Here is a 25,190-nt window from a genome sequence, read left to right as displayed (position 1 = left end):
ACGGATGCTCTTGTACATAGTTCTCTGGTTAGCCCCATGCTTTTTTAACGTATGTTTACGATACAATATTCCTCTTCTTATTTCATGACCTTATCTATACCGCCAAAGAGCAGCTTAATGATTAAGCCTGGTCCCGGCAACTGGGGATCAAATAACAGGATCATGCCAATAACCGCACTTACAGCGCTGACGCCTGCTGTGATCATCCGGACTTTTTTTTCTTCGCTTCGCTTCCATTCCACATAGATGATCGTTCCGGCTAACAACAGGATACCTAGCATAGATGCAATTTTCATGACTTCTCACCTTCTGTCTGTCATATCTTATCTCTGCATGAGCGATATCGTTACGGTTACAGCTACGGCTAAAACGGTTATCTCCCCTGCTCATCCGGTATTCCTTGAGGCCCGGCGGATTTGCCTGTACGTACAACCTTCGCGTGGATCTGGAGATCTACATCCATGTCGGAGTAGATCTGCTCCCATCTCTTCTCCTGCTCCTTCCACTGTTTCGGATAGTATCTGCGAAACTCCACCGCGAACTTAAACAGATCCGTTCGCATCTCTCGCTGGGATAACCGAAGGGCTGATTTAGCCATTTCTTTCAGCTGAGATGCCCAGGTTTCCTCCAGCTTTTTCAGTACAGCAGGATCTGTGAGATTCCCGTCTGTTGTATTTAACAACACCTCTCCCCGTGTCTGTACATCTACCTGCATGCTCCACTGCCCAGCCGAAATTTTCGGCTTCAAAATGGTCTTCACTTCGAGCGGCTGGATCGAAAAAGAACCACTCTCCGGCTCTACATTTACAGGCATGATAATGTTGTTTAATTCATTGGCAAGCATTAAAATGCCGACGGTTAACGGCTCCTGTGCACTGCGAATAAACGTATCGCCCTTATAGAGACTCAGTCCTTTGATATATGGCGTCGTTGTTAATTTATCCTGCCCCTCTTCTGGTGGAAGTGACAACATACGGGACAAAATGACAGATTGACTAGGGCCTTCAATGGATTGAGCGAGCTCCAAAACGGTGATCCGTGTACCCAGTTTCATATTGGCCATCTCGCGCAAGGATTCGGCAGAGCTTCGTTCCAATGGGTCGAGCAAGGCAAGAATGTTTTTGGCAGGTTCAGGTGTCGAAAATACGTAAGCGTGTTCCCTGATCTGGGGATATCGAAGGAAAAAATCGATATATTCACGTATGCCTTTTTTTCCGGCGTCTTCACTAATTAAGATCACTTCGCAGTGTCCCCAAAACATATTTCTCGGCATTTTCCGCTGCAAACGATTCAGCGCCTCTGCAATGGTATGACCTTCGGCAGATCGAGTAAGGGTCACTCCGCTTGGGCTGCCTCCACTACCCGTGCTGTCCCCTCCTCCGGCTTTGCGGGGAATAAAAATCTGTGATGTTAATTCGATCTGATCATTTTTGTAGTCCACTCCGGTTGCCAGTACAATGGCAAGATCATTAATCTCGATCCGATCCCAGCATCCCGTAAGTAATGTGCAGCATAACCAGATCATAAGCCAAGTCCTGCATGCTGAAATCCTTCTTTTTTTCATGGGATCAGGCATCCGTACGTTTTTTTCGCACATAAGCCCACCCCTTTTTCACCCAAGCTATCCCGTAAGTCAACCCTGGAAGAATCAGCAACACGGCGATGGTATATAAATTGGCTGAAGGACTCACCAAACTGGATAACCCGGAACTGCTCGAAGCTACCCAAAACGAAAAAATCATACAGAGAAAGGAAAGCGGGCTTACTAGCGGTTTGTAATCCTTCAGACCAAACCATTCCGCTGTCGACGTCACAGATATATACAGAAACACGGAAACCTTCACAAACATGCCAAAGATCCACACGGCAATAATAATCGATTCAATATGTTGTAAAAAGTCCGCTATCGTAATGTACCTGGCGGCGATCATCACCGGGAAAACAAACGTATCTGTCAAATCTCCAGTTAAAAAGAGACAAACGACATTAATGACGGTCATCACTACCATTGTTGTAAATAAAGAGCCAAGCATCACACGAGTGGTTCTTTTTTGACGATTCACATACGGCAGGAGAAAGGCAATCACAATATATTCACTGAACCAGGCGGCAGGAGCGAGCGCTCCTTTGACAGCAGGCATTGGCCCATTTTCCATAAAAGGAAACAACTCTGAAGGATGCAATTCCCCGATGAGCAGTAAAAAGACAAGTCCAAGCATAATCATGACCAGTGTCACAAATACCTGTGCTGTCCTGCCAACCACTTCAATGCCAAGTCTGACATTGATCGCACACACGAGCATCATCGTGCCCATGATTACAAACATCGGAGTGCGTGGAAGCGCATTGTTGGCAATGAACTCCCCATATTCCCGTATAATCAACCCGGTTAAATGAGGCATGAACAAAATATAAATAAGTCCCACCAGCTTGCCTGGAATGAGACCGGCTACGAGTACACTGGATTGAATGAGAGATTTTCCGGGGTACATTCGTGCTAGTCCAAGTGATACACCAATGGCGGCAAGTCCTACAACCGATCCAATAATGGGAGATAACCACATATCATGTCCGGCATAATGCATTGTAATTCCAGGTACAGACAAGATCGCAGTGGCAATCACAGCCGGGAAGATCATGAACGCCAGCTGTGTCTCCGATATTTTTCCTTGGTCCGTTAACATGAATCCTCCCTCCCCTCTCCTAAATCATGAATGCAATTTGATGCCTATCGCGGCTTGTTCCAAGGTGCTGGACGCCACCACAAATCCTTCAACCCTTTGGCATTCGTCGGTGCCACCGGAGATAGATACGGCGCCCCAAATGAGCGAAGACTGCTCAGATGAATGACGATCAAAATGATGCCCAGCATGACCCCGATTAGCCCCAGCGTTCCAGCCAATATCATAATGGGGAAACGAAGTAGCCGTGTCGAGATGCTGGCGGAGTAACGAGGAATCATAAAGGATGCAATGCCTGTGATCGCAACGATGATAATCATGGGAGCAGAGACGATACCCGCCGTGGTTGCAGCTTGTCCAATGATGAGCGCGCCAACGATACTGACCGCGGAACCTACCTGTTTCGGCAGGCGAACACCGGCTTCCCGGAGCGCTTCAAAGGCAATTTCCATAATCAGTGCCTCTACAAGTGCGGGAAAAGGAATCTCCTCTCTGGCTCTGGCAATACTGAGCAACAGTACTGTAGGAATCATCTCTTGGTGATACGTCGTGATTGCGACATAAGCCGAGGGGAGTAACAAGGACAGAACATAAAATACGTATCGCAGCCAGCGGAGAAATACGCTCATAAACACATATTGATAGTAATCTTCAGGTGACTGCAGCATGGAAAATAGCGTTACAGGAGCCACCAGCGTGAACGGTGTTCCGTCCACCAGGATCGCAAAGCGCCCTTCCATCAGGTTGGAGGCCACAACGTCCGGACGTTCGGTAGCAATCATTTGAGGAAATGGAGAGAATCGCTGATCGATGATATCTTCCTCAATATACTGACTTTCCAAAATGTCTCGAACTCTTAACCGATCCAGTCGCTGCTCTACTTCTGTCACTAAAGAAGCATCAATAATGCCTTCCACGTACGCAAGTGCAATGCTGGTATTGGAGCTTTCTCCAACGGTTCGTGTTCGGAATTTGAGTGCAGGTGTTTTGAGCCGTTTGCGAACCAAAGAAAGATTCATTGCCAGCGACTCGGTGAAGCCGTCCCTTGCACCACGAACCGTTGATTCAGCTAGAGGCTCTTCTGTTGAACGATTCGCGGCTTTATACAGCGGATACGTTGTTGCCACATTGGAGCCTTCCAGCAATAGCAGTGCTTCACCTTCCAATATCGCTTCTGCGGCCTCTTTCGACGTTTCCACGGTCTTTACGGAAGATAGAGGAACCTGAGCAGCCTCCATGCCAATCTCCTGAACGGGCGTTAAAACCTGGCGCTCAAGCCGCTCCGTATCACATAAACCCACGCAATATACACATAGTGCCGAGGTGAAGCCCGCGGTCTCGAATGAATGAAATATCACATCGGAGCAGTCCGTAAATACGGCGCGTAATGTCTCTTCATCGATAGCCAGATCCCCCGTTAAGGGCAAGTCCTGCTGCGTTTCTTGTTTTTCTTGATCCGATTGTCCTTCTTGATCCGATTGTTTCTTGCCTTGGTTCTCTTGGTTCTCTTGGTTCTCTTGGTTCTCTTGGTTCTCTTGGTTCTCTTTCTTCTTCTCTTTTTTGTTTGAATTTTGATCCGTATTTTTCTTCGCGTTTTGATCCGTATTCTGTCTTGATTTTTCACTGTTTTCGTTCTGGTTTTGGTTTTCGTTTTCTTGCTGATCTTGTTCTTGTTCTTTCTGTTCTTCTTTTGTATCCTGTTTACTATTTTGCTCGGTTGACTGCTCTGTATCTTGCTTCGAATCCTGTTGTTCCGTGGTGCTTGAGTTTGTGTTGGTATCTGTATTCTTATTTGTGTCTGAGTTGCTACTTGTACTTGAGTTCGTATTCGTATTTGAGTTTGTTCCTGAGTTGGTATTTGTATTTTGACTGTTTTGACTCATGGGCTCCACCCCCTTTCCACCGATTCGTCCAAGTATTCTCAGTAAAAGATATCATTTGCTTCCTTCACCAGAAATATGCAGTGTGAACGACGAAAAGAGCCGCTCCGTGAGCGACTCTTTTTTAAACTAACATTTAACTATCACTGGACAGATTGTGTGTTCTAGCTATCCCTTAACTGCACCCAATGCCACACTTCCAATGATCTGTTTCGAAAATACGGCGAACACAACAATAATCGGCAATATAGAAATCGCTACGCCCAGATACAACAATCCGTAATCCATACCGTAGTAGCCCTGAACCAGAGCGACCAACACGGGTAGCGGATACTTATCCAGGGAGAAAAAGAGTACGAGTGGTGTCAGGAAATTATTCCATGACCCGATGAAGGTGAAAATCCCCAGAGCCGAAATCGCTGGCCCAAGGATGGGCAGTACAATCTGATTAAACGTCCTGAACTCATTCGCACCGTCCACCCGGGATGATTCAATGATCTCATCCGGAATGCTGCTCTCCATAAACTGTTTGATAAAAAATACGTTAAAGGCATTCGCCGCCGCAGGTAAAATAATCGCCGCATAACTGTCCAGCAGGCCAAGTGTACTGAACAACCGGTATACCCCGATTAGCGCCAGTTGACCCGGAACCATCATCGTGGCGAGCAGAAACAGAAACAATCCGGTGCGCCCTTTGAAGTTAAACTTGGCAAATCCATAGGCCGTTAAAGCACCGATATACAGTGATAACACTGTAGAACTGCCAGCGATAAAGAAACTGTTGGCGAAGCCACGCCAAATGTTAATTTTTGAAGCCATATTCACATAATTGTCTATCAGAAAGGCACCTGGAAGAAACGTAAAGCTTGAAGCAATCGACGCATTGTTATGTGTGGAATAGATCAGCATCAGGTAAAACGGAATCACACACAAGACAGCGAGGGCGATCAGAAACAGATAAACGAGGATTTTGCCCAATGTCAGCCGCTGACGAAGCGCATGATGTTGAACTACGGCCTCCCGCTGCGCGGCAACCTTAGCAGTTTGCATACAATCTCTCCCTCCCTATGAACGGCTCTTCCGTTTGGTCATGATGAAGGATGCAACCGATAACAAAATAATAATGACGAACAGACAAAATGCAATGGCAGCTCCATAACCAAAACGTGTACTCTGGAACGCTACATTATATAGATACATGATGCTGGTCATCGCCGCACGGTCCGGCCCTCCCGTACCATTGGTCAACGTAAACGGCTGGTCAAAAATCTGAATGCCCCCAATGATTGAGGTAATAATCTGAAATAATATAATGGGTTTGAGCATCGGCACGATGATGTGCAGGAAAATATGTTTTTTCTTGGCACCATCGATTTGTGCAGCTTCTTGCAGCGCCGGGTCTATTCCTTGTAATCCGGCCAGATAGATGACCATTGAATAACCAAAGTACTGGAAGAACAGAATGGATGACACGATCAGCCGCATAAACCAGGGGTCATCTTTCCAATTGATCGGGTCCTGAATTAACCCTGTCTGCACGAGAAAATGATTCAGTCCCCCCGACTGCCAATCAAAGATCAGACTGACAAGCAAACCGAGAGAAGCAGCCGTAACGATGTTAGGGAAGAAGTATACCGCCCGGAAAATATCCCGTCCTTTTAACAACTTGTCGTTCAAAATAAAAGCAAGTACAAGGGAGACTGTCAATTGCGGTACAACCGACACACCCCATATGAAGAGGGTATTAAACAATGTTTTGTAGAAAAGAGGGTCTTGAAGCACGGCGACATAGTTACCGATCCCGACGAACTCAGGCGTGGTGATCCCGTCGAAATTCGTGAAACTGATATATAAAGAGTACAGAATCGGATACAGTCCAAAGATGGCAAACACGATAAAAAAAGGAGCAATAAAGTAGTACCCGTAATGGTCTTTACGAATTGTCTTGGCAAACATACGCTGTCCTCCAATCATTAATTGACCTAAAGCAAACTACGATGGTTACACAAGCACTCCGATGACAGAAGATTCTTTCAATCGCTGTTATCCCCGGATTTTTTTGATTCCCTTATTTTAAAAGGGAAAATCCGGTGATAAAGGCGACCGCTTCGCTTTTCCAGCTTTCTTCTGTCCTCTCCGTTGTTTGTGTAAACGCTTAGTTAACTTCGTAGGTTCTGGAGTAGTAAACTTACTCTACCTCTAGCTCTGGGAACCTTAAGCGCACGTCACGTTTGATGCGTTTCACCACTTCTTCCTTCGTCTGAATATCGCCGTTCAGATACAACTGCAACAAGTTTCGATAGATATCATTGCTGATAATGCCGTCATATTTGGTGCGTTCATACACCGGAACCTGCTTGGCGGCCTCCGAGAAAAATTCAAAATGTTTCTGTCCACCCAGATAGGCCGAGGTAAGTGAGTCCGCCAGCTGGTCATTCACGACCATGTTGCTTGTAAAGTAATCCTGCTCCTTGGCAAGCCCTGTCAGAAATTCATGATTAAAATTGTAAAATTCGATGAATTTCCAGGCCGCATCCTTCTGATCACTTTGGTTATACATCGCAATGTAGGTTCCTCCTGAACTGAAGGACGAAGGCCCGTGTGCCAAACCCCATAACCCTTCGGTATCGGGTGCGTTCGCTTTGAATGTAAACTGCAATCCCCAAGTCGCCGCAGGATAGAACATCACTTCACCTTTTTGCATGGACGCCGCATACCCTGCACTTCCATCCTCGTATTCAGCCAGGACACGGCGCTCCCTTGCCTCACGCACCAGATCAAGCACCTTCATATACGTAGGATCAATGACGAGCTTCCCATCTTTCACCCAAGGAATGCCACCGTACGAGTTGGCTATTCCGTTCCAGTTCGCCAGTGCATGTACCTTGTTACTACTTTGTTCCTGTACTTTTTCTCCGATAGCAAAAATCTTCTCCCATGTATCAATCTGGGCGCTGACTTTCTCTGGATCGTCAGTGCCCAAATATTCCTTCGCCAGATCACGGCGATAATAGATGCCTCCAGGTGTACCTTGATAACCGATGGCGCGGACATTACCCTCACTATCCTGCTCATTAGCCTGTACAAAAGGGTACTGTTCTTTAATTAACTCGTTTGCGTTGTATGGTGCAGCTGATAAATTTTCCAAATACGGAACATCAATGAGTTCCCGGATATTTGCATTTTCAATCATAAACACGTCGGGTGCTTTGGAACTGGTCTGAAGTGCTGATTTGAGTTTGGTCAGATAAAAGTTGCCCGGTATATTAACGAAATTCACTTTGATATCCGGATACTTCTCTTCGAATTTCTCAATGGCATAGCCTGCCTCATCCGTGAAACTCCAGACCGTGATCTCTTGCTGCTTCGCTTGATTGGATGCACCTGTCTGGCAACCCGCAAGCAATAGGACTGAAGTTGCAAGCACCGTGACTGGTACAACAAACCGCTTAAACCATCTCTTCATAAAAGTACCCTCCCTGAAAAGGAAACGCTTACAATTTATTTGAGTATAAGAATTTGAGCGGTGGCTTTCTCCACAAATATTGTCAATCATCCTTGATATTTTGCGATATTGGATCGGTGACGTTTGCGAAATTCGGACGGCGTGCAGTTATTGTATTTCTTAAAAAGACGATTATAGGAGTTCACATTGTTGAATCCGTGACTGATCGCAATCTCCAAAATGGATTCCTGACGAAACAAAAGCGCCCACTCCGACTTGATAATGCGAAAATGATTCAAATATTCCATTAACGTGATGCCCTTGATTTCTTTGAATAGTTTGCAGATATGGAACTTACTGAACTTCATATGTTCTGCCACCTGCTCCAGCTTAATCGGCTCGGCATAGTGCTCTTCCAAATACTCGCATACGGATTCGAGAAACTCGAACTTTTTGGAAGATACGCAAGGCCAGCATGGCGACGTATCCCTTGATGGAGCCGGGGGCGCGGTACGCAGCAGCAGTACGATCAGATCATATAACCGAGAAACCATAAGCCAACGGTAGCCAGGTTTCTGGTTTTTTATCTCTGCGGCAATTGCTTCAATATAAGGACTGGGGTTAGACTGACTGCCCGACGGAATGATGGACGTTTGATTAAAAAGTGTCCCGAGTTCCTGCATTTCCGTTTCATTCGTAAAGCTTCCGGTTAACAATTCAAGCCGAAACAACAGAATAGTTAGCCGTCCGGTGCCAGGCATAAAATAATGCACATCCCCCGGTTTGATCAGAATGATGTCCCCTTGGTTTAATTCATACATTTGCTCATTTACACCGATCCGTGCATGTTTTCCAGTCACGATAACAAGTTCCACTTCATCATGCCAATGTGCCGCATAATTGAATTCTGCACCTGTATAAATTAACCGAATGGGAAACCCGTCGGCCATGTGACCTGTTTCGAGAAAAGTAGGTACGCCCATGTCATTTGCCTCCTCTTTTTTCCATACACATCTGCCTCATGTTTCTATACTTATGCCTGAATGTACTTCCCCGTTTCTCATATTCTATCTAAAATGGGACCAAACATCCAAATTTTCTGATCTCAATGGTTAGGGAGATTGAACATAAGCATGTTAGTATAAGCTAAGGAAATCCAATGAAATCGGAGTGGTCAGACATGAAATTCAGCGATTTTAAAATAGGACAGCGTTACGAAACCGGGTCGGTTCTTTTAACGAAGGAGGACATCCTACATTTTGCCGAACTTTACGATCCGCAATACATGCATCTGGATGAGGACAAAGCGAAAAAAGGACGCTTCGGAGGTCTGATTGCATCGGGCATGCAGACTCTGAATGTCACGTTCCGACTATGGATCGATGTTGGCGTGTATGGTGAGCATATTATCGCTGGCACGGGCATGAACCATATTCAATTTCTGAAACCTGTCTATCCAGGGGATGAACTTCACGTTATCGCTGAAGTCACCGAGCTTCGTCCGAGACGAACCGGGAATGGCACGGTGACGGTATTGCTAAGTACATATAACCAAAAGGGCCAGAATGTATTTCGGGCGGAATTGAGCGCGTTGGTGGACAATTAAAAGGCTAAGCTGGTTATGTTATGTCATAATAACTGAGAAAAAAATGATCGACATAGTCTCTCGTTGGTTAACTACAAAAATAGTAAATAAGAGTCATGCAAAAAGCCGCCCTGGGGGGGGCGGCTTCCGTTATTTATCAATGGTTTTAGGAAAACGAGTTCCTTAACACTTGTCCAAGAATCTCCACACCTTTGGCAATTTGTTCATCAGATGGTGTTGAGAAATTCAATCGAATCGCATTGCACGGGTCTTGCTCATTTACGAGGAAGGCGTTACCTGGTACTACGGCTACACCTTGCGCAGCCGCCGTTTTGGCATAATCCACCATCGGTACATGAGCAGGCAGATCACACCATAAGAACAGTCCGCCATCTGGACGAGTATAGGTCACAGCATCGCCTAGATGCTCTTGTAGTTTGTCCATCATCAGTGTAGCCTTTCGGAGGTAGACTTCACGAATGTGATTGATGTGCCCGGCGTAATCATACTGCGTCATAAAACGATGAGCCAGAATCTGCGGAAGCATCGCTGTATGTACGTCTTCCCCCTGCTTGGCTACAACCATCTTCTCCACGACTTCATGCGGAGCCTGTACAAAGCCAACTCGCAGTCCGGCCGACAAAATTTTGGAGAACGATCCGACATAGATGACCAAGCCCTCTTCGTCCATAGACTTAATCGTTGGCACGTCCTCACCATTAAATCGAAGCTCTCCGTATGGATTATCCTCCAGAATCATAACACCATATTTCTTAGCCAGTGCATAGATCGCTTGGCGCTTCTCCAGACTGGTGGTTACGCCTGTAGGATTTTGGAAACTAGGAATAACATAGATCATTTTTACATTCGGCTCGGTTTGGAGCGCATGCTCAAGTTTATCGATGTCCATACCGTCCGTCTCCATCGGAACCCCTGCCAGCTTCGCACCGGAAGCACGGAAGGAATTCAGAGAACCGATAAAGCTGGGACTTTCGCAGATAATGGTATCCCCTTCATTACACAGCACTTTACACGCAAGCTCAATCCCCTGTTGTGCCCCTGACACGATAAAGAGTTGGTCGGACGGCTTACCTGTATTGAAATTCTGTTCCAAGTGTTGCTGGAGTGCTTCACGAAGCGGTACATATCCTTCCGTGATGCCATATTGCAACGCTGTAACCGGATCTTGTTCCAGAATCGACTGGGTGAAGGTACGAATCGCTTCAATCGGGAACGTTTCTGGCGCAGGGTTGCCCGCTGAGAATGGGATTACATTTTGACCTGAAGAAGCTTTCAAAATCTCACGAATAATGGACGGTTGCAGTGATGCAATCCGGTTGGAAAAGGTATAATTCATCTTTACTAACATCCTCTCGGCATCTAATCGATCTGAGTTCTAGCTCTAATGATACATTAGACTCTATTATACGAGCATTTTTCAATTTGCCAAAGAGTCCTGCTGCTTTTTCATACAAAATGTTGTGAATCCTTGTTCCGAATACCTCTAGTAACGACAAAAAGCTGCTCTCGGCAGCTTATTTCATCTCAGACAGTCTCGTCGCTTTTACTACGTAGGTCGCAAGCCCAGGAAACATTCGAGCTAGAGCAGGATAAAAGCGGTTGGTTTTGGCAAAGGCAAGATTCTGAATCATTCTGGCTCTTCGAAGCAATGGGGCGAACTCCCGATTCGCTTCAAGTATATACTCGCTTTGCCATGTGGTATAGTCGATTTCTTCCTTAAGGTATGCATCTGTCCACCGCGCGCATACGATCGAGGAACGAAGGGCAATGGACATCCCGTCTCCGCACAGAGGTGGAATGACCATCATCGTATCCCCAATATGCGGATAATCGGACCACGATTCCGGGACATTAGACAGTTGCAAAGGCGCAACGGACACTTGGGTTCCCTGAATGGCCTCCCCTTCTGCTAAACGAGCCGCCAGATTTGAATTCGTCATCGCGGCTGCCTGCAAAATCTCTGTTACGGACTTGCCGCTCCCCTGTACAGAATCAAGTGTTAACAATGCGGCAACATTAACCGTGTCGTTTTCAATCGGAGATATGCCCACATAACCACCATCACAAAAATATAATTCTACCCTCGCCGGTATGTTAATACCTTTGTAATGAGATTTGACACCGACATATATCGTCTCGTCCCGAACTCCTTCTTCGCTACTTGTTCCTCTCAACTTTTTGCTCCCGTATGCCCCGATAACCGCCTTGGCTTGATAACATCTCCGTTCATCGCCCTGCTTCACCTCGACTTCATAACTCTGATTCTCAAGTTGCCGGATCGAAGTAATATTCACTTTCGTTAAAATTTCGGCCCCGGCGTTATAAGCCTGCTGATGCAGTAGCTGATCCAGCTCATATCGGCTTATTCCATAGGCGAATCCAGGCAAAGGTGCTTCAATCTCACCACCATCCGGCATCGTAATCCGGGCATGATCCATACTGCTGGGGCTCTTCTCCTGATTCAACAGATGAATGCCAAGACGCTCCAGCATCTCCCTCGTTTCAGGTGACATGAACTCCCCACATGTTTTATGTCTGGGAAACTGTTGCCGATCGAGCAACAACGTTCGATGACCTTGCCTGGCCAGTTCGATCGCACAGCTACTGCCCGCAATGCCAGCTCCAACAATGATTACATCGGTTGATTTCATCATGTTACGAGGCCTCCCTTTCGCGGAATCACCACAGAATATCGGAATAACGGTTTCCACTCATAGGTCATTGTCTCATGTTTCAATCGATGTTTGAGTTCCTGCCAATCCTGATCTGTAAATCCCTTGGCTACCGACAACGGTCCGTCATGACGAATATAACGGTTACGCGAGATAAGTCTTGTTGTAATCCATACCGCTTTATAAGACACCGGATGACGGTGAATATCGTTGATAACCACACCATATCTCGATGCACGAAGCATATGACGAATCATATCGACAAGTTGTTCTCCTTCAAAATGGTGAATAAACTGTGAGCCTGTCACAATATCGGCTGAATCATCAGGCAACGCTGTTAGATCGGCACGCTGTACTCGAACACGAGGCTCGCTCTGAAACAACTGTCTTGCTTCTTCACAAGCCTCTTCGGTCAGATCCACTAGCGTAATTTGCATATCTATCCCTTGTTTTTTCGCCCAATGCAATAGCTTCAGATTCACATCTCCTGAACCTGCACCAACGTCCAGAAGGGTTAGCTTATCCGGCTTACCTACGGATTTCCATAACTTCTCCACACCGGACACGGTGGGACCAGGAGCAGCAAATATTTTGTTCAACCGCCGTAAATGTCGCAACGCTTCACGCAGTTCTTCGCCACCCATGGAAAAGTCATCCATCAATTCTTCTTCCCTGGCACGACTGCTCAATCTTCTAAAGAAGGACATGATCCTGCTCCTCCATGACCGATGTTAGCGCCGGAACATAAGTGAATTTTATTAATTCTGCGATAAGTCCGGGACCAAAAGCCATGGCTACGCCTTCCGTTGACGATTGTGCCTGCTTTTTCATATCCATGCGCATCGCTTGCAGCACAAACAAGATCGTATTCGAAGACAAGTTGCCGTAATCTCTCAAAACATCCCGACTGTACTTCGTCTGTTCCGGCTTCAAATTCATCACTTCCTGAACAGAATCTACGATTCCTCGTCCGCCCGGATGTATTGCCCATAGTTCGGGGAGCTGTTCATTTTGCAGCAAGAGACCCAGTTCTTCTTGCAAATGGTTGCCAAGTAACTTCGGGATGCGTGGCGACAGAAGCAAATCATAGCCGTAATCGGCCACTTTCCACGTCATGTCTTCCGTCGAATCGGGTAGCAACACCGAATAGCCGGTTCCCAGACTCAGGTAGTCTCTATGCCTCGCCTCTGGCGTACCCACAATGGATGCAGAAGCGGCATCTCCAAAGAACGACGCAGCAAACAGTGCCTCCCGATCTTGCACCGGCTGGAAATGAAGGGTACATAATTCAACGCAAACGATCAGCACTTGTGAACCTGGGGCACCCTGAACGACGTCACGGGCCATCTGAACTGCTTTTAACCCTGCTGCGCAGCCCTGAAAAATGAGTGGTAATCGGTTCACTCGAGCAGAAAGTCCAAAGTGTTGGATCAATTGCACATCAAGTCCTGGCAGATACTGCCCAGTGCAGCTCACCGTAATTATATGAGTTATCGCTTCGGGAGAGATCTGCGCGTCTTGCATTGCTTCTTCCGCGGCATTAATCGCCAGAGGGAGCGCCTCCCGCTGGTATGTATCCATGCGTTCCCGTGTCGTTGGAATATCCGGCTGTGTACCAGAAGGGATATAACGGCATTCTTTCAGTGTTCCAAGATAACTCGGTTCCACGGTATACCGTGTCTCCACACCACAGGATTTGAAAATACGCTTGGCAAACCTCGCCAAATCCGGTCGATCAACCAGTGAAGAAGCGATAAGCTCTGCAATGTCCGGCTGAGCTACCTTGTGTACGGGGAGCGCCGTTCCCATGCCAAGAATGGCGATATCACTCGAAGGGTTATTTGGATTCATATGAACCTCCTGATTTTGGCTATAATTACCTGCAATTAACACCTCTTACCCTTTATGAAAAAGTTGTAATCCCCAAAATGATATTGATCCATATAAAATTATTGCGAAGATGTATTGAAGCCGTAACATGACTCACTGTTTCCAGGCGACGAGTTCTCTGCCCGGATTATATATTTTATTAAGATGATGACATACTCAGAAGCGCCGTTTGACGAACTTCAACAATTCATAGAAAAAAACACCTCCTAAGGATAAATCCTTCCGCTACTTACAGGCGGATTTCATCCTTAAAAGGCGTTATTCGATTAATCAACGATTCTTAATTCTTTCCAATCTTCAGAAGCTTGCGAATTGGATTCGACCAGCAATTTTAACGATACCCCGGTCAGGATTTCTCTCAAAGGATAATAGATCCGATTCTTCCACTTGATTTGTTTAGCCGGATTTAGAGTGAAGGACTTGTCTTGATATTTTACGATGATCTGATCCTTACTGCGATTTACAGTGCCATCAATTAATTTTACCAATTCGTCTACAGGGGTGTAGATGGTAGAATCCATCGCTCTGAATGTTCCTTGACCCTGGAATTGCATATATTCCCCGTTGTATTTAACCGGCACAGGATCATTAATCGTTAAATAATTGGCCAGGTCAAATGTAAACAAGTACTCGCTCTGACTTGAAACGTTAATGACATTTCCGCTTCTGGAAGGTGTCATCAGATTCGTGCCAATGACTCGTAATGCACCTTTATTCAGCAGTCCCGATTGCATAATGTGATCCGTATTATTGTTATCCACCCAACCCAGTCCGAAGTCAATCGCAGAAGATCCACCTGTCGTATTAATGGGAATCGTTTGGATTAGTTTCGCGGATGAGGTGTCAAATATACGGTATTCTTCCTTTCCAGGAACGCGACGCCCATTCTCCGTATAGTTCACCCAGAGTACAACATATTTCCCGTTAGGACTAAACTGCGCAACACCGAATGTGTATTTCGCTTTGGATGTGTTAGACTCGAGAAGTGTATGCGCCTTACCGTTTATGATCAGTTCATGTTTGAACATTCTTTTTTGGCTTGTTTGTTTATACATTGTAGATGAAGTTAACATTTTCTTGTAGACGTAGTCATACGTGTCTTTTTTTCTATATGAGCCTAGTCTGCGCTCGCTCCCATCTGGTCTGATCTCGTAAGAATATTCACCGGGATTGTCCACATAACCCCGACCAGAAACGTAATATTTCCCTGGCGTAACATATAACGAACCTTTCGTTGGTTCTGGATCGAAGTCATTATGAAATAACAAATTTGTCACATAAAGACTCGTGTGTTCGGAAGGTTTTTCTTTAGTTCTATGTATTAACTTATTCGTTGATAATGAATATACGAGATACTCACGTGGTCCTTTTTCGACAACATACATATTCGCATCGGGATAAATTTCATCCATTGTACCCGTAGATTTACTTACATTTCCGATTACAGACACCTTGTTGGATCGACTATCATACTTCAAAATTTGCTGGTTAGATGCCGTGTTTAATGTACTGTACCTGATCCAGGGGTTCTTTGTATTCGATCCATATGCTTCTGTAAAAGAATAGTCCTTTGATGTGTCTATAAAATCAATTACCGTATCTTCTTGACGAAACAGACCTGTGGAATAATCTACAATCGTCTTTCGAATAAAAGGCTGTTTTGTTTCGTTTTGCTTGTAAGTATGGTACATCCATTGAAAATATATCTTTTGCTTTACTCCAGCTCCTCCCTCACTAGCCATAGCTACTTTCCCCGGAAAAGTACAACTTAACAAAAATAACATAATTAAAAATAATGCTGTAAAATGACGTTTTCTCATCCTAATCTCCTATCTTAAATGTAATGAATGGACTTTCAGGACTATTATAAATCTGAGAAAGATTAGCCCACAAGGATTATAAATCCATTTCTTTTGAATTTTGATGGTCACACGAAGGAAACTTCTTCTCACACACAAAAAGCCGCCCATAGGCGGCTTCAACGTCATCGTTATATATCAAACTTCTGCGCGGCTAAAAACGTCCCTCAACTTGTCACTCATCAAGTACCAAGCATCTTCAGCCATTTCAATATCGCCATGATGTGTAAAACCGTGCACTGCCCCTGCGTACTCTTTGTGGGTCACCTTTACACCGTCTGCTTCCAGCTTCGCGGCATATACACGAGCTTCTTCAGCTAGAGAATCTCTCTCCGCAGTAATAATCAGAGCCTCAGGCAAATTAGAGAGTGATTCGGCAAGCACCGGAGAAGCTAAGGGGTTCGAGGCATCCTCTGGTTTTGATAAATACATTGCATTAAACGTTCTAGCCACATGGGCTGGGATAGCTTCCGGAAAGTCAGGTTTCTCCTCGGGTTCTGTAGCCACATCCAGCACAGCATAATCAATAATCTGGAGCAGAATCGGGAATTCATCCCCACGTTCCCTATTCAGCAAACATACCGATGCTGCCAGATTGCCTCCCGCACTATGACCACCAATAGCAAACATAGCTGCATTAGCGGAGAACTGATCTGCATTGGAATGCATCCATTTCACGACGTCATAGCACTCATGGACAGCCGTGGGAAATTTGTGCTCAGGTGCTAACTTATAATCAATGTTCACGACGAGACATGCTGCACGATCTGCAATCAAACGACACCAAGGGTCGTCCCCGTCAGCCTGACCCAGCACAAACCCGCCTCCATGCATGTTAAAGAACACGGGCCAAGTTAAGGCTTCTTCGTTTTTCTTTTTTGGGTTCGGCACATACACCAACACCCGGGTTTCTCCGGCGGAGGTAGGAATCGTGTATTCTTTTACAGTAACGTCATATGTAAGACTTGGTTGGAGACTCTGATCATTTCCCGAGCTATGCTGACGCATTTGTTGAACCATGGCAATCTGCTGCTGTTGATCCATTCACATCCACTCCTTCATCATCTTTGTGTATACCGAAAACTGCTACAATCGCATCTGCTTCATTAAATCTATTCGCTGAGTGTCTCCTGAATCCTCTTTGGAAGCTTCTGCACAATCAAGTCATAAGAGTGATCAATCATGGCATAAATGTCCTCGTTCGATAAGGAACCATCCAGTATGACGGAATTCCAATGCTTTTTATTCATATGGTAGCCGGGAATAACAGCTTTATGCTGCTCTCTCAGGTTCTCCGCAATGATCGGATCACATTTCAGATTCAAACGGCTATTCTCTCCATTGCCTTCAAACAGAAGTGCAAACATTTTGTCTGCTACCTTAATCACTGCCGTTTCAGGACCGAATGGAAATTCCTTCACAGCCCCTTTTTTGCCAAGACAATAATCCATAATGCTACCCGTCACAATACTTCCTCCTCTAAACTGAACTCGTTTATCTTCCATTTTAATCGAAGCCTTACACAAAGAAAACCTCCTCCGATAAATCGGAGAAGGCTTCGTTCCTTGTATGTTAATTAACCTTATCGTTGCGCGTTTTGCTACGGCGCTGCTGGCTCTGATAGGTAGAACGGCTACCTGTTTGGCTATGATCTGCTTTACGCACTCTCTCAGATGACGGTGTACCCTTAACTTTGGCTTGAGGATTGTCGCTACGTCCGGAACGCGATCCATTCGAGCTACGCTCTTCGCTTCTACCGCCGGATGTTGCTTTATCCCGTTTGGTAAACCATTCGGACCTAGGCTTACGCGCCGGATTGGCCTTGGATTTCGCCGGTTTATCCGCAGTAGCGCGATTAAATCCTGATCTACTGTCAGCTGTTCTGGAACTTTGTTTTGTCCGTTTACCTTGATTCGTTTGATTCATTGGGGCAAACACAGGCGTATTGGTCATCGGGTAAGGATGGTCCTTCACTTCGGGAATCGATTTTTTAATGACTTTCTCGATATCCTTCAGGAAAGGAAGCTCATCCTTCTCACAGAACGAGATCGCCATCCCGCTTTTCCCGGCTCGGCCTGTCCGACCAATACGATGGACATACGTCTCAGGAATGTTCGGCAGATTGAAGTTGATGACATGAGTCAACTCCTCCACATCGATACCTCTCGCCGCAATATCGGTTGCAACCAGCACACGAGTTACACCGCTTTTAAAATTGTTCAGCGCCCGTTGGCGTTCGTTCTGTGACTTGTTGCCGTGAATCGCCTGCGCCGTTACATTATTTTTGGCCAAATCTCGCGTAACCCGATCAGCACCGCGTTTTGTACGAGTAAACACCAGTGCAGTAGCGATAGATTTATCTTGCAAAATATGATTTAACATGTTCTGCTTATTGCCCTTCTCCAGCAAATATATAGACTGTTGAATACGATCTACCGTTGATGATACCGGAGTAATCTCCACTTTCACGGGGTTCACCAGCAGTGTTTGCACCATCTTCACAATCTCTGGCGGCATGGTAGCCGAGAAGAACAAAGTCTGTTTCTTGTTCGGCATCTTGGCAATGATGCGTTTCACATCGTGGATAAAACCCATATCGAGCATTCGGTCCGCTTCATCCAGGACAAGAATCTCTACTTTGCTAAGATCAATCTGCTTCTGATTCACCAGATCCATCAAGCGTCCAGGTGTAGCAATGATAATGTCTGCTCCCTGATGCAGTGCGCGCTCCTGTACTCTTTGAGACACGCCGCCTACAATCGCCACGGAGCGAATGTCCGTGTATCTGCTGTACATTTTAATATTATCGGATATTTGAATGGCAAGCTCCCTTGTCGGGGACAAGATCAGTGAGCGAATAGCACGGACGGATTTTGCTTTTGGATCTGACTGTTTACCGGGAGTCGCTTGTTTCTGCTTGCTACCTTGGCTCAACAACTGGATAATAGGCACCGAAAACGCCGCTGTCTTACCTGTTCCCGTCTGCGCACAGCCAAGTAAATCTCTGCCCGCAAGCACGGCAGGTATGGATTGCTCCTGAATCGGAGTGGGTTTACTGTAATTTGCTTTTTTCAATCCTTCCAAAATCGGAGGGATAATGTTTAATTCCTGAAATGTCATGTTATCTCCTTCATCTACGCACATCTCTACATAAAACGAATCTTTATGTCACACGTAACGGTTAAGGATAACACTAAATCACGATTCTGTATATCTTTTTGAACGTTATTTGATGATCAGTCCCATTAATCCGGCAAACGTTGCTGCTTGATGCGGTGCGATCGCACACCCGGCCAGATCCTCCAGCGTAAGAACAAGAGCATCAAATTCGCTATCACTGAGGTCCAATCCTTTCATAGGTGTTCCGGTAAACGTCACCTGATCCAGCCTACATGTACCGAATGCAATCTTTTGTAATTTCAGATAGGCAAAATCCGCACCGATCAAGCTACATTCGAGGTACTCCACCTGTTTAAGATGGGAAAAACGAAAATTGCTATAGTCGCATATACTCTCCACAATGCTAACGTTTTGCCACCTGCTACCGGAAAAGTCCGTGCCGACCAGTTTGCAATTGGCCCACTCCGTACGATGCATAAACGTATTTTGCAGATTCACATTGGACAAGTCGCAGTGCTCGAACCGCACATCCGTAAACTCACAATGTTCAAGTGATGACTCCAGAATGGTTACATGCCGGAACACCACGTTCTCGAATGATGCTTTGCTCACCTCCAGCATGTCCAGTGTCATATGTTCAAACAGTCTGTCCTTGTACTCTGTTTTCGAATCCAACGTATAGATCGGTTCAGATTCAAGCAATTGCAAGGTCAGCTTGGGTTTCTCTATTTTCATGCGAGCCTCCTTTGATGAGTCGGAAAATACCAGCCTGGCTATTGTATTCTTAATGGTTAACCTTTTACAGCCACAACCCGCATTCTGGCAATATCCAGATTCCACTGCCCTTCACGATAAAGCTGCGGTTCTACTTTCTTTTCGACAACCTCCATCATTATCTCCTGCTCCTCTGCATCTATATCATGGAAGAGATACGAAGCAAAGCTACTCAGCCATTGACGGACCCCCTGTTTCAGCGGCCTCATCGTGTCGGCATGTTGTATGAATAAGACTCGGAATCCATATTGCTCCAGCAAGCTTGAAAACTCACCTACGGTTGGATGATACCACGGATTACGTCCTTCCCAAGTGTATCCTCGTGTGAGCAACTCCTCCTGAACCGCATGAAGAAGGATCGCCGTATTACCGCTACCTGCAAACTCAGTAACAAAGCGCCCTCCCTGCTTTAACGCCAATTGCACGGTTCTCAAGGCAGCTGGAGCGTCAGCCATCCAATGAAATGCAGCATGGGAAAATACGGCGTCATAAGGTTCCTTCGTCCGATAATGAGCAGCATCTGCCGTCTGAAAATCAAGTTCCGGATATTTTTCCAAAGCTTGCGCAATGCTTTCTTTCGAAAAATCAATTCCGGTGGTGATCGCTCCGGTTGCCGCAATTTTAGCCGTCAGCACGCCATTCCCACATCCCAAATCCAGAATCCGTTCTCCGGGGGATGGCTGTAACATCGTTAGGATAGGCATAGACTGTATGGGAAGCTTAGTTTGAAGGTCTTGGATCGCTGGAGTCGTTTCATTTATTAAAAAAGTAGATGAATTCTTACTCAATGAACTGTTTGTTGGAAAGGATTGTTTTTCTTCAGGTTGCATAACTTCTCTCCTTTATATTAGAGACATAATATATCTATAATAACTTAAATTATTCGAAGAAAGATGTCAATCTAACCTCACCACTAAGGTCTAACCACTAAAATTTAACAATCACAGTCTAACAACGGAGAGGTCAAATGTTTCTAAGCCCTGCTAAACTAACCCTTAATAAACTCACATCTAGTAAACTAATTTCTGATAAACTTACTTCTAATAAAATAATTCCTAATATATTTAATTTGCACAAAAATCCGGATTGCATCATTTTCATATAAAATACAAAGAAGTGCCTTACAGGTTACATCTCACCTGCAAGACACCCCAAATTCTATTCCAGGCACATTTCGTCCCTATAATTAGTTCTCTATCCTTGGATGATTGTATGAGGGCACTAATTTATGAAAACAGTAGGCCACTCCTGGCCAGTTATAAATTTCTAACGATCACCAGAAACGCTATTTGGCTCAATTCTGGCAATGCTAAATTTTAACGATCACCAGGAAGCTTATTTTGTAATAAATCAGCATTTTATCCTGAAAAAGCGCGATGCTTAATCGAATAACGTCTGTGGTGATCGTTAGAAAAATTTACTCGCTAAAATGCTCCAAATAAGCTCTGTCATGATCGTTAGCGTTTGAACCTTTCACTCAACTCGATTGGTGAATCTTTAACAAAAGGTGCTCTACTTCAGTGGCAGCATGCTTGATTTGGATAGCCCACTTCATTCTACTGTTATTTGCGCATTCAATCACACCAATTCAGTTACACCATTACCGCAGACTCTAACACCGCAACCGTTTCAGTCGATTCAGCTTGACCTTTGTCTTTCTGCAACAGTGATGCAATATCATGCGTTAGTGCTTCTACGTTTTCTGGGCGAGTGGCCCAACTGGTACAGAAGCGAACTGCACTGCGGGAATGGTCAACCTTTTCCCAAAATGTAAATGTGTAGTCTTCGCTCAATTGTGCCAGCAAGGAATCCGGCAGAATCGGGAACTGCTGATTCGTTGGAGAATCATACAAGAACTCCACACCATGTTGTTTAAGGGTATCATGGATTTTCAAAGCCATATCTACGGCATGACGGGAAATTTCCAGATACAGACCATCTTCAAACAACGTTTCAAACTGGATACCGAGCAATCTGCCCTTCGCCAGCAATCCACCTTTTTGCTTGATAATATAACGAAAATCCCGCTTCAACGCATCATTGAGAATAACAACCGCCTCACCCATCAATGCACCAATTTTGGTTCCGCCAATATAGAATACATCACAAAGTCGAGCAAGATCGGCCATCGTCATATCACAATCTTTGGATGCAAGAGCGTAACCGAGACGTGCTCCATCCACAAAAAATGGCAGACCACACGCCTTGCTTACCGCATACAGCGCCTCAAGTTCATCTTTGCTATACATGGTGCCATACTCGGTTGGTTGGGATATGTATACCATGCCGGGTTGAACACTGTGCTCTGGTGACGATTCCTGTGCATGTGCATCATAGACAGCTTTCACTTGCGCAGCCGTAATTTTGCCATCCAGACTCGGAACCGTCAGCACCTTGTGTCCAGTCGCTTCGATTGCACCTGTCTCATGAACAGCAATATGACCAGACACCACGGCTATGACGCCTTGATGCGGGCGAAGAATAGATGCAATCACCGTTGTATTGGTTTGCGTACCTCCAACGAGAAAATGTACATCGGCCTCTTCGTGACCGCAGGCCCTCCGAATCAGCATACGCGCTCGCTCACAATGATCATCTGTGCCGTAACCACTCGTTTGCTCCATATTGGTTTCCATTAATCGCTGCAAAATGCGTTCGTGCGCACCTTCGTTATAATCACATTCAAATCGTATCATCGTGCTCTCTCTCCTGCCTTCTTGTTCAGCTTCTCTTGGATGTTCATCATAGAGGCATAGACCTCTTGAATCTCTTCTTCATTCAGGTTTTGCATTAATTTCATAATCTGCTGATCGGATCGGTCATTCAGCTCATTAAACAACACTTGCCCTTTTTCCGTCAGGCGAATGAGACTAACCCGGCTGTCCTCTGCGGAATCCACCTTAATGAGCAGTCCTTCCTTTGTCAGCTTGTTCACGATGCGGCTCATATAGCTGCGATCAATGGTCAGTGTATCGACCAGATTGTTCGCAATGCTTTCCCCGCGCATCCCAATCTCAATAATGACCCGGACTTCGGCAAAAGAATATCCCGTCCCGAGAATATGCTTATCAAGCACTCCGAGAATATTGGTATAAAAACGGTTAAACCGCCGCATGTCTGCGAGAACTTCTGGTTGAATATGTTGAGAGTTCATTATGAAACCTCCCTTTTAGTGGACATTGTCAACATTATATTAATCAGGATTGTGGACACTGTCAACATTATTCTTCCAGTTCATCAACTCCAGACATCGCACATCATATCTAAAGAAAGCAAAAAGCCGCGCAAGGCGCGGCAACTTTAATGAATTTTAAAGAATTTGGTAAAATCCCATCCTACGTGTGATTATGTTGTACTTGATGCAGGCGGCTGTAAATGCCTCCGGCAGCAACCAGCTCTTCATGATTTCCTTGTTCAGCAATGCCATCGGTGTTGACCACGATAATGCGGTCTGCATTTTTAATTGTAGTCAGCCGGTGAGCAATCACCAGCGTTGTTCTGCCTACCGACAATTCAGCAAGAGATTGCTGAATGAGTGCTTCCGTTTCCGTATCCAGGGCAGATGTCGCTTCATCCAAAATCAGAATCGGCGGATTTTTGAGGAACATACGGGCAATGGATAACCGCTGTTTTTGCCCACCGGACAGCTTAACCCCACGTTCTCCAATAATTGTGTCCATGCCGTCCGGCAAACTCAGAATTAGTTCTTCCAGTGAAGCTCGGCGCGCGGCCTCCCAGATCTGATCCTCGGTTGCCGTAAGGTCACCGTATGCAATATTTTCCTTGATCGTACCCGAGAACAGGAATACATCCTGTTGCACGATCCCGATCTGTTTGCGCAGCGATTGCAGCTTAATATCTCGAATATCAATGCCATCGACCGTAATTCGGCCTTCTTCAACCTCATAAAAACGTGGAAGCAAGCTGCAAATCGTCGTTTTCCCTGCACCAGAAGGCCCGACAAAAGCAACCGTTTCCCCGGGACGAACCGACAAACTAATCTGATTCAAGATGCGCCGGCTGGATTCGTAACCAAACGACACATTTTCAAAACGGATATCTCCCTTTACCTCACGCAGTTCAACCGCCTCTTTGCGATCTGCGATTTCAGGCTCGGTGTCGATGATCTCCAGATAACGTTTGAACCCCGCGATCCCCTTCGGGTAACTCTCAATCACGGCATTAATCTTCTCGATCGGGCGGAAGAATATATTCGACAAAAGCAGGAATGCCATGAAATCGCCCATGTTGATTCGGCCATCAATGTAAAACCAAGCTCCGCTGATCATGACAAACACGGTCACCAGACGCATCATCATATAACTCACCGAGATACTTTTCGCCATCGTTTTGTACGCGAGTAATTTGGTCAGACGGAAATTGGCATTATCTACGGCAAACAGCTTTTTCTCATGCTCTTCATTGGCAAAAGACTGAACGACGCGCATTCCGCCTACGTTGTCTTCAATACGCGCATTGAAGTTACCGACGTCACCGAAAAGTCTACGGTACGTTTTGGTCATCCGACCGCCGAATACAATGATCACCCACGCCATAATCGGAATGATGATAAAGGTGAGCAAAGCCAGCTCCAGATTAATATTGGCCATCAGCCAGAATGAACCAATCAGCGTCATCACGGCGATGAATACATCTTCGGGTCCGTGGTGAGCCACTTCGCCAATATCATTGAGGTCATTCGTGAGATGACCGATCAGATGCCCGGTTTTGCGATTATCAAAGAATCGGAACGAAAGCTTTTGCAGGTGGGCGAACATTTTCTCCCGCATATTCGTTTCGATGTTGATGCCCAGCATATGCCCCCAGTATGTAACAACATAGTTCAGTACCGTATTGAGTGCATAGATCGATAACAGCACGATACACGCCAATAAAATCAGCGGCCAGTCTTGGCCAGGCAGCAGTTCATTGATAAATTTACTAACGGCAAGAGGGAATGCCAACTCCAGCAACCCCGCAAATACAGCGCAGCCAAAATCGATCAAAAACAGTTTTTTATACGGTCGGTAATACGAAAAAAAACGACGAAGCATTTCGATTCACACTCACTCTCCACATTCATATTCGGTTATACAGTGTATACCATTCTATACAGTCTTCCAAAACATGTAAACCTATTCTCGTTGATCGATACTAAAAAGCCTTCTCTGCATTAGAGAGAAGACTTTTTGCATGTTGATTCTGTTCATACATATGGATAAGTTCAAATGAAGATTATGATTGAATGATGTACTATCGTTGT

Annotated in this window: 22 protein-coding genes; 1 reads left to right on the top strand and 21 read right to left on the bottom strand. The window is 45.5% G+C overall.

The annotated features are described in order from the left end of the window. Positions 1-77 precede the first annotated feature (77 nt). The 8 genes from FS818_RS06225 to FS818_RS06190 all read right to left on the bottom strand — a co-directional run bounded on the left by FS818_RS06225 (position 78) and on the right by FS818_RS06190 (position 8,989). Positions 78-296 carry a hypothetical protein gene (locus tag FS818_RS06225; protein WP_145330578.1) on the bottom strand — a complete coding sequence of 73 codons (219 nt, stop codon included), beginning with the start codon at positions 294-296 and terminating at the stop codon, positions 78-80. Positions 297-373: 77 nt separating this feature from the next. Continuing rightward, positions 374-1,564, bottom strand: a complete 1,191-nt coding sequence (locus FS818_RS06220; RefSeq protein WP_186375420.1) for a Ger(x)C family spore germination protein — start codon at positions 1,562-1,564, stop codon at positions 374-376. Between the two features lie 4 nt (positions 1,565-1,568). After that, a complete protein-coding gene (locus FS818_RS06215) occupies positions 1,569-2,684 on the bottom strand; it encodes a GerAB/ArcD/ProY family transporter (RefSeq protein ID WP_145330574.1) in 1,116 nt (371 codons plus the stop codon). Positions 2,685-2,728: 44 nt separating this feature from the next. Beyond that, on the bottom strand, positions 2,729-4,564 hold the full coding sequence (locus FS818_RS06210; protein ID WP_260989794.1) for a spore germination protein: 1,836 nt from the start codon (positions 4,562-4,564) through the stop codon (positions 2,729-2,731). A 165-nt stretch (positions 4,565-4,729) separates the two neighbouring features. Beyond that, complete coding sequence (locus FS818_RS06205; protein ID WP_145330572.1) at positions 4,730-5,611, bottom strand: carbohydrate ABC transporter permease; 882 nt, start codon at positions 5,609-5,611, stop codon at positions 4,730-4,732. Positions 5,612-5,626: 15 nt separating this feature from the next. Next, complete coding sequence (locus FS818_RS06200; protein ID WP_145330570.1) at positions 5,627-6,517, bottom strand: carbohydrate ABC transporter permease; 891 nt, start codon at positions 6,515-6,517, stop codon at positions 5,627-5,629. 232 nt (positions 6,518-6,749) lie between these two features. Beyond that, the gene (locus FS818_RS06195; protein WP_145330568.1) at positions 6,750-8,027 is read right to left on the bottom strand and encodes an ABC transporter substrate-binding protein; all 1,278 of its coding nucleotides are present in this window, start codon (positions 8,025-8,027) and stop codon (positions 6,750-6,752) included. Positions 8,028-8,113: 86 nt separating this feature from the next. Next, complete coding sequence (locus tag FS818_RS06190; protein ID WP_145330566.1) at positions 8,114-8,989, bottom strand: AraC family transcriptional regulator; 876 nt, start codon at positions 8,987-8,989, stop codon at positions 8,114-8,116. 197 nt (positions 8,990-9,186) lie between these two features. On the opposite strand from FS818_RS06190, the gene FS818_RS06185 reads away from it, so the two are divergent. Beyond that, on the top strand, positions 9,187-9,612 hold the full coding sequence (locus tag FS818_RS06185) for a MaoC family dehydratase (RefSeq protein ID WP_145330564.1): 426 nt from the start codon (positions 9,187-9,189) through the stop codon (positions 9,610-9,612). Between the two features lie 145 nt (positions 9,613-9,757). Here FS818_RS06185 and FS818_RS06180 read toward each other — a convergent pair whose 3' ends face one another. The 13 genes from FS818_RS06180 to FS818_RS06120 form a co-directional block, all read right to left on the bottom strand. Further along, positions 9,758-10,948: an aminotransferase-like domain-containing protein gene (locus FS818_RS06180; protein WP_145330562.1), complete on the bottom strand. Its 1,191-nt coding sequence runs from the start codon at positions 10,946-10,948 to the stop codon at positions 9,758-9,760. A 178-nt stretch (positions 10,949-11,126) separates the two neighbouring features. Next, positions 11,127-12,266: an NAD(P)/FAD-dependent oxidoreductase gene (locus FS818_RS06175; protein ID WP_145330560.1), complete on the bottom strand. Its 1,140-nt coding sequence runs from the start codon at positions 12,264-12,266 to the stop codon at positions 11,127-11,129. Next, on the bottom strand, positions 12,263-12,991 hold the full coding sequence (locus FS818_RS06170) for an SAM-dependent methyltransferase (RefSeq protein WP_145330558.1): 729 nt from the start codon (positions 12,989-12,991) through the stop codon (positions 12,263-12,265). The genes FS818_RS06175 and FS818_RS06170 overlap by 4 nt, the downstream gene beginning before the upstream one ends. Further along, a complete protein-coding gene (locus FS818_RS06165) occupies positions 12,978-14,135 on the bottom strand; it encodes a type III polyketide synthase (protein WP_145330556.1) in 1,158 nt (385 codons plus the stop codon). Before FS818_RS06165 ends, FS818_RS06170 begins: the two co-directional genes overlap by 14 nt. 305 nt (positions 14,136-14,440) lie before the next feature. Continuing rightward, the gene (locus FS818_RS06160; protein WP_145330554.1) at positions 14,441-15,994 is read right to left on the bottom strand and encodes a hypothetical protein; all 1,554 of its coding nucleotides are present in this window, start codon (positions 15,992-15,994) and stop codon (positions 14,441-14,443) included. 177 nt (positions 15,995-16,171) lie between these two features. Next, the gene (locus tag FS818_RS06155; RefSeq protein ID WP_145330552.1) at positions 16,172-17,077 is read right to left on the bottom strand and encodes an alpha/beta hydrolase; all 906 of its coding nucleotides are present in this window, start codon (positions 17,075-17,077) and stop codon (positions 16,172-16,174) included. Between the two features lie 68 nt (positions 17,078-17,145). Continuing rightward, complete coding sequence (locus tag FS818_RS06150; protein WP_145330551.1) at positions 17,146-17,499, bottom strand: MmcQ/YjbR family DNA-binding protein; 354 nt, start codon at positions 17,497-17,499, stop codon at positions 17,146-17,148. A gap of 106 nt (positions 17,500-17,605) precedes the next feature. Beyond that, entirely contained in the window at positions 17,606-19,153 is a 1,548-nt protein-coding gene (locus FS818_RS06145) for a DEAD/DEAH box helicase (protein ID WP_145330549.1), read from the bottom strand. Positions 19,154-19,258: 105 nt separating this feature from the next. Next, positions 19,259-19,888, bottom strand: coding sequence for a pentapeptide repeat-containing protein (locus FS818_RS06140; protein ID WP_145330547.1), 630 nt, complete (start codon positions 19,886-19,888; stop codon positions 19,259-19,261). Between the two features lie 56 nt (positions 19,889-19,944). Continuing rightward, the gene (locus tag FS818_RS06135) at positions 19,945-20,616 is read right to left on the bottom strand and encodes a class I SAM-dependent methyltransferase (RefSeq protein ID WP_260989793.1); all 672 of its coding nucleotides are present in this window, start codon (positions 20,614-20,616) and stop codon (positions 19,945-19,947) included. Positions 20,617-21,519: 903 nt separating this feature from the next. Then, positions 21,520-22,623, bottom strand: coding sequence for a threonine aldolase family protein (locus FS818_RS06130; protein WP_145330545.1), 1,104 nt, complete (start codon positions 22,621-22,623; stop codon positions 21,520-21,522). Next, positions 22,620-23,081: a MarR family winged helix-turn-helix transcriptional regulator gene (locus FS818_RS06125; protein ID WP_260984536.1), complete on the bottom strand. Its 462-nt coding sequence runs from the start codon at positions 23,079-23,081 to the stop codon at positions 22,620-22,622. The genes FS818_RS06130 and FS818_RS06125 overlap by 4 nt, the downstream gene beginning before the upstream one ends. A gap of 181 nt (positions 23,082-23,262) precedes the next feature. Then, positions 23,263-24,981, bottom strand: a complete 1,719-nt coding sequence (locus tag FS818_RS06120) for an ABC transporter ATP-binding protein (RefSeq protein ID WP_145330544.1) — start codon at positions 24,979-24,981, stop codon at positions 23,263-23,265. Positions 24,982-25,190: the final 209 nt, after the last annotated feature.

It is taken from the genome of Paenibacillus xylanexedens (assembly GCF_007680605.1).
GTDB lineage: Bacteria > Bacillota > Bacilli > Paenibacillales > Paenibacillaceae > Paenibacillus > Paenibacillus xylanexedens_B.
Note: the sequence above shows the minus strand (reverse complement) of the source record. Positions and strands in the feature narration are given on the sequence as shown.

Excerpts from the sequence above, each read along its gene's own strand:
- FS818_RS06225 (WP_145330578.1), bottom strand. The coding sequence starts at position 296 with ATGAAAATTGCATCTATGCTAGGTATCCTGTTGTTAGCCGGAACGATC.
- FS818_RS06220 (WP_186375420.1), bottom strand. The coding sequence starts at position 1,564 with ATGAAAAAAAGAAGGATTTCAGCATGCAGGACTTGGCTTATGATCTGG.
- FS818_RS06215 (WP_145330574.1), bottom strand. The coding sequence starts at position 2,684 with ATGTTAACGGACCAAGGAAAAATATCGGAGACACAGCTGGCGTTCATG.
- FS818_RS06210 (WP_260989794.1), bottom strand. The coding sequence starts at position 4,564 with ATGAGTCAAAACAGTCAAAATACAAATACCAACTCAGGAACAAACTCA.
- FS818_RS06205 (WP_145330572.1), bottom strand. The coding sequence starts at position 5,611 with ATGCAAACTGCTAAGGTTGCCGCGCAGCGGGAGGCCGTAGTTCAACAT.
- FS818_RS06200 (WP_145330570.1), bottom strand. The coding sequence starts at position 6,517 with ATGTTTGCCAAGACAATTCGTAAAGACCATTACGGGTACTACTTTATT.
- FS818_RS06195 (WP_145330568.1), bottom strand. The coding sequence starts at position 8,027 with ATGAAGAGATGGTTTAAGCGGTTTGTTGTACCAGTCACGGTGCTTGCA.
- FS818_RS06190 (WP_145330566.1), bottom strand. The coding sequence starts at position 8,989 with ATGGGCGTACCTACTTTTCTCGAAACAGGTCACATGGCCGACGGGTTT.
- FS818_RS06185 (WP_145330564.1), top strand. The coding sequence starts at position 9,187 with ATGAAATTCAGCGATTTTAAAATAGGACAGCGTTACGAAACCGGGTCG.
- FS818_RS06180 (WP_145330562.1), bottom strand. The coding sequence starts at position 10,948 with ATGAATTATACCTTTTCCAACCGGATTGCATCACTGCAACCGTCCATT.
- FS818_RS06175 (WP_145330560.1), bottom strand. The coding sequence starts at position 12,266 with ATGATGAAATCAACCGATGTAATCATTGTTGGAGCTGGCATTGCGGGC.
- FS818_RS06170 (WP_145330558.1), bottom strand. The coding sequence starts at position 12,991 with ATGTCCTTCTTTAGAAGATTGAGCAGTCGTGCCAGGGAAGAAGAATTG.
- FS818_RS06165 (WP_145330556.1), bottom strand. The coding sequence starts at position 14,135 with ATGAATCCAAATAACCCTTCGAGTGATATCGCCATTCTTGGCATGGGA.
- FS818_RS06160 (WP_145330554.1), bottom strand. The coding sequence starts at position 15,994 with ATGAGAAAACGTCATTTTACAGCATTATTTTTAATTATGTTATTTTTG.
- FS818_RS06155 (WP_145330552.1), bottom strand. The coding sequence starts at position 17,077 with ATGGATCAACAGCAGCAGATTGCCATGGTTCAACAAATGCGTCAGCAT.
- FS818_RS06145 (WP_145330549.1), bottom strand. The coding sequence starts at position 19,153 with ATGACATTTCAGGAATTAAACATTATCCCTCCGATTTTGGAAGGATTG.
- FS818_RS06140 (WP_145330547.1), bottom strand. The coding sequence starts at position 19,888 with ATGAAAATAGAGAAACCCAAGCTGACCTTGCAATTGCTTGAATCTGAA.
- FS818_RS06135 (WP_260989793.1), bottom strand. The coding sequence starts at position 20,616 with ATGTTACAGCCATCCCCCGGAGAACGGATTCTGGATTTGGGATGTGGG.
- FS818_RS06130 (WP_145330545.1), bottom strand. The coding sequence starts at position 22,623 with ATGATACGATTTGAATGTGATTATAACGAAGGTGCGCACGAACGCATT.
- FS818_RS06125 (WP_260984536.1), bottom strand. The coding sequence starts at position 23,081 with ATGAACTCTCAACATATTCAACCAGAAGTTCTCGCAGACATGCGGCGG.
- FS818_RS06120 (WP_145330544.1), bottom strand. The coding sequence starts at position 24,981 with ATGCTTCGTCGTTTTTTTTCGTATTACCGACCGTATAAAAAACTGTTT.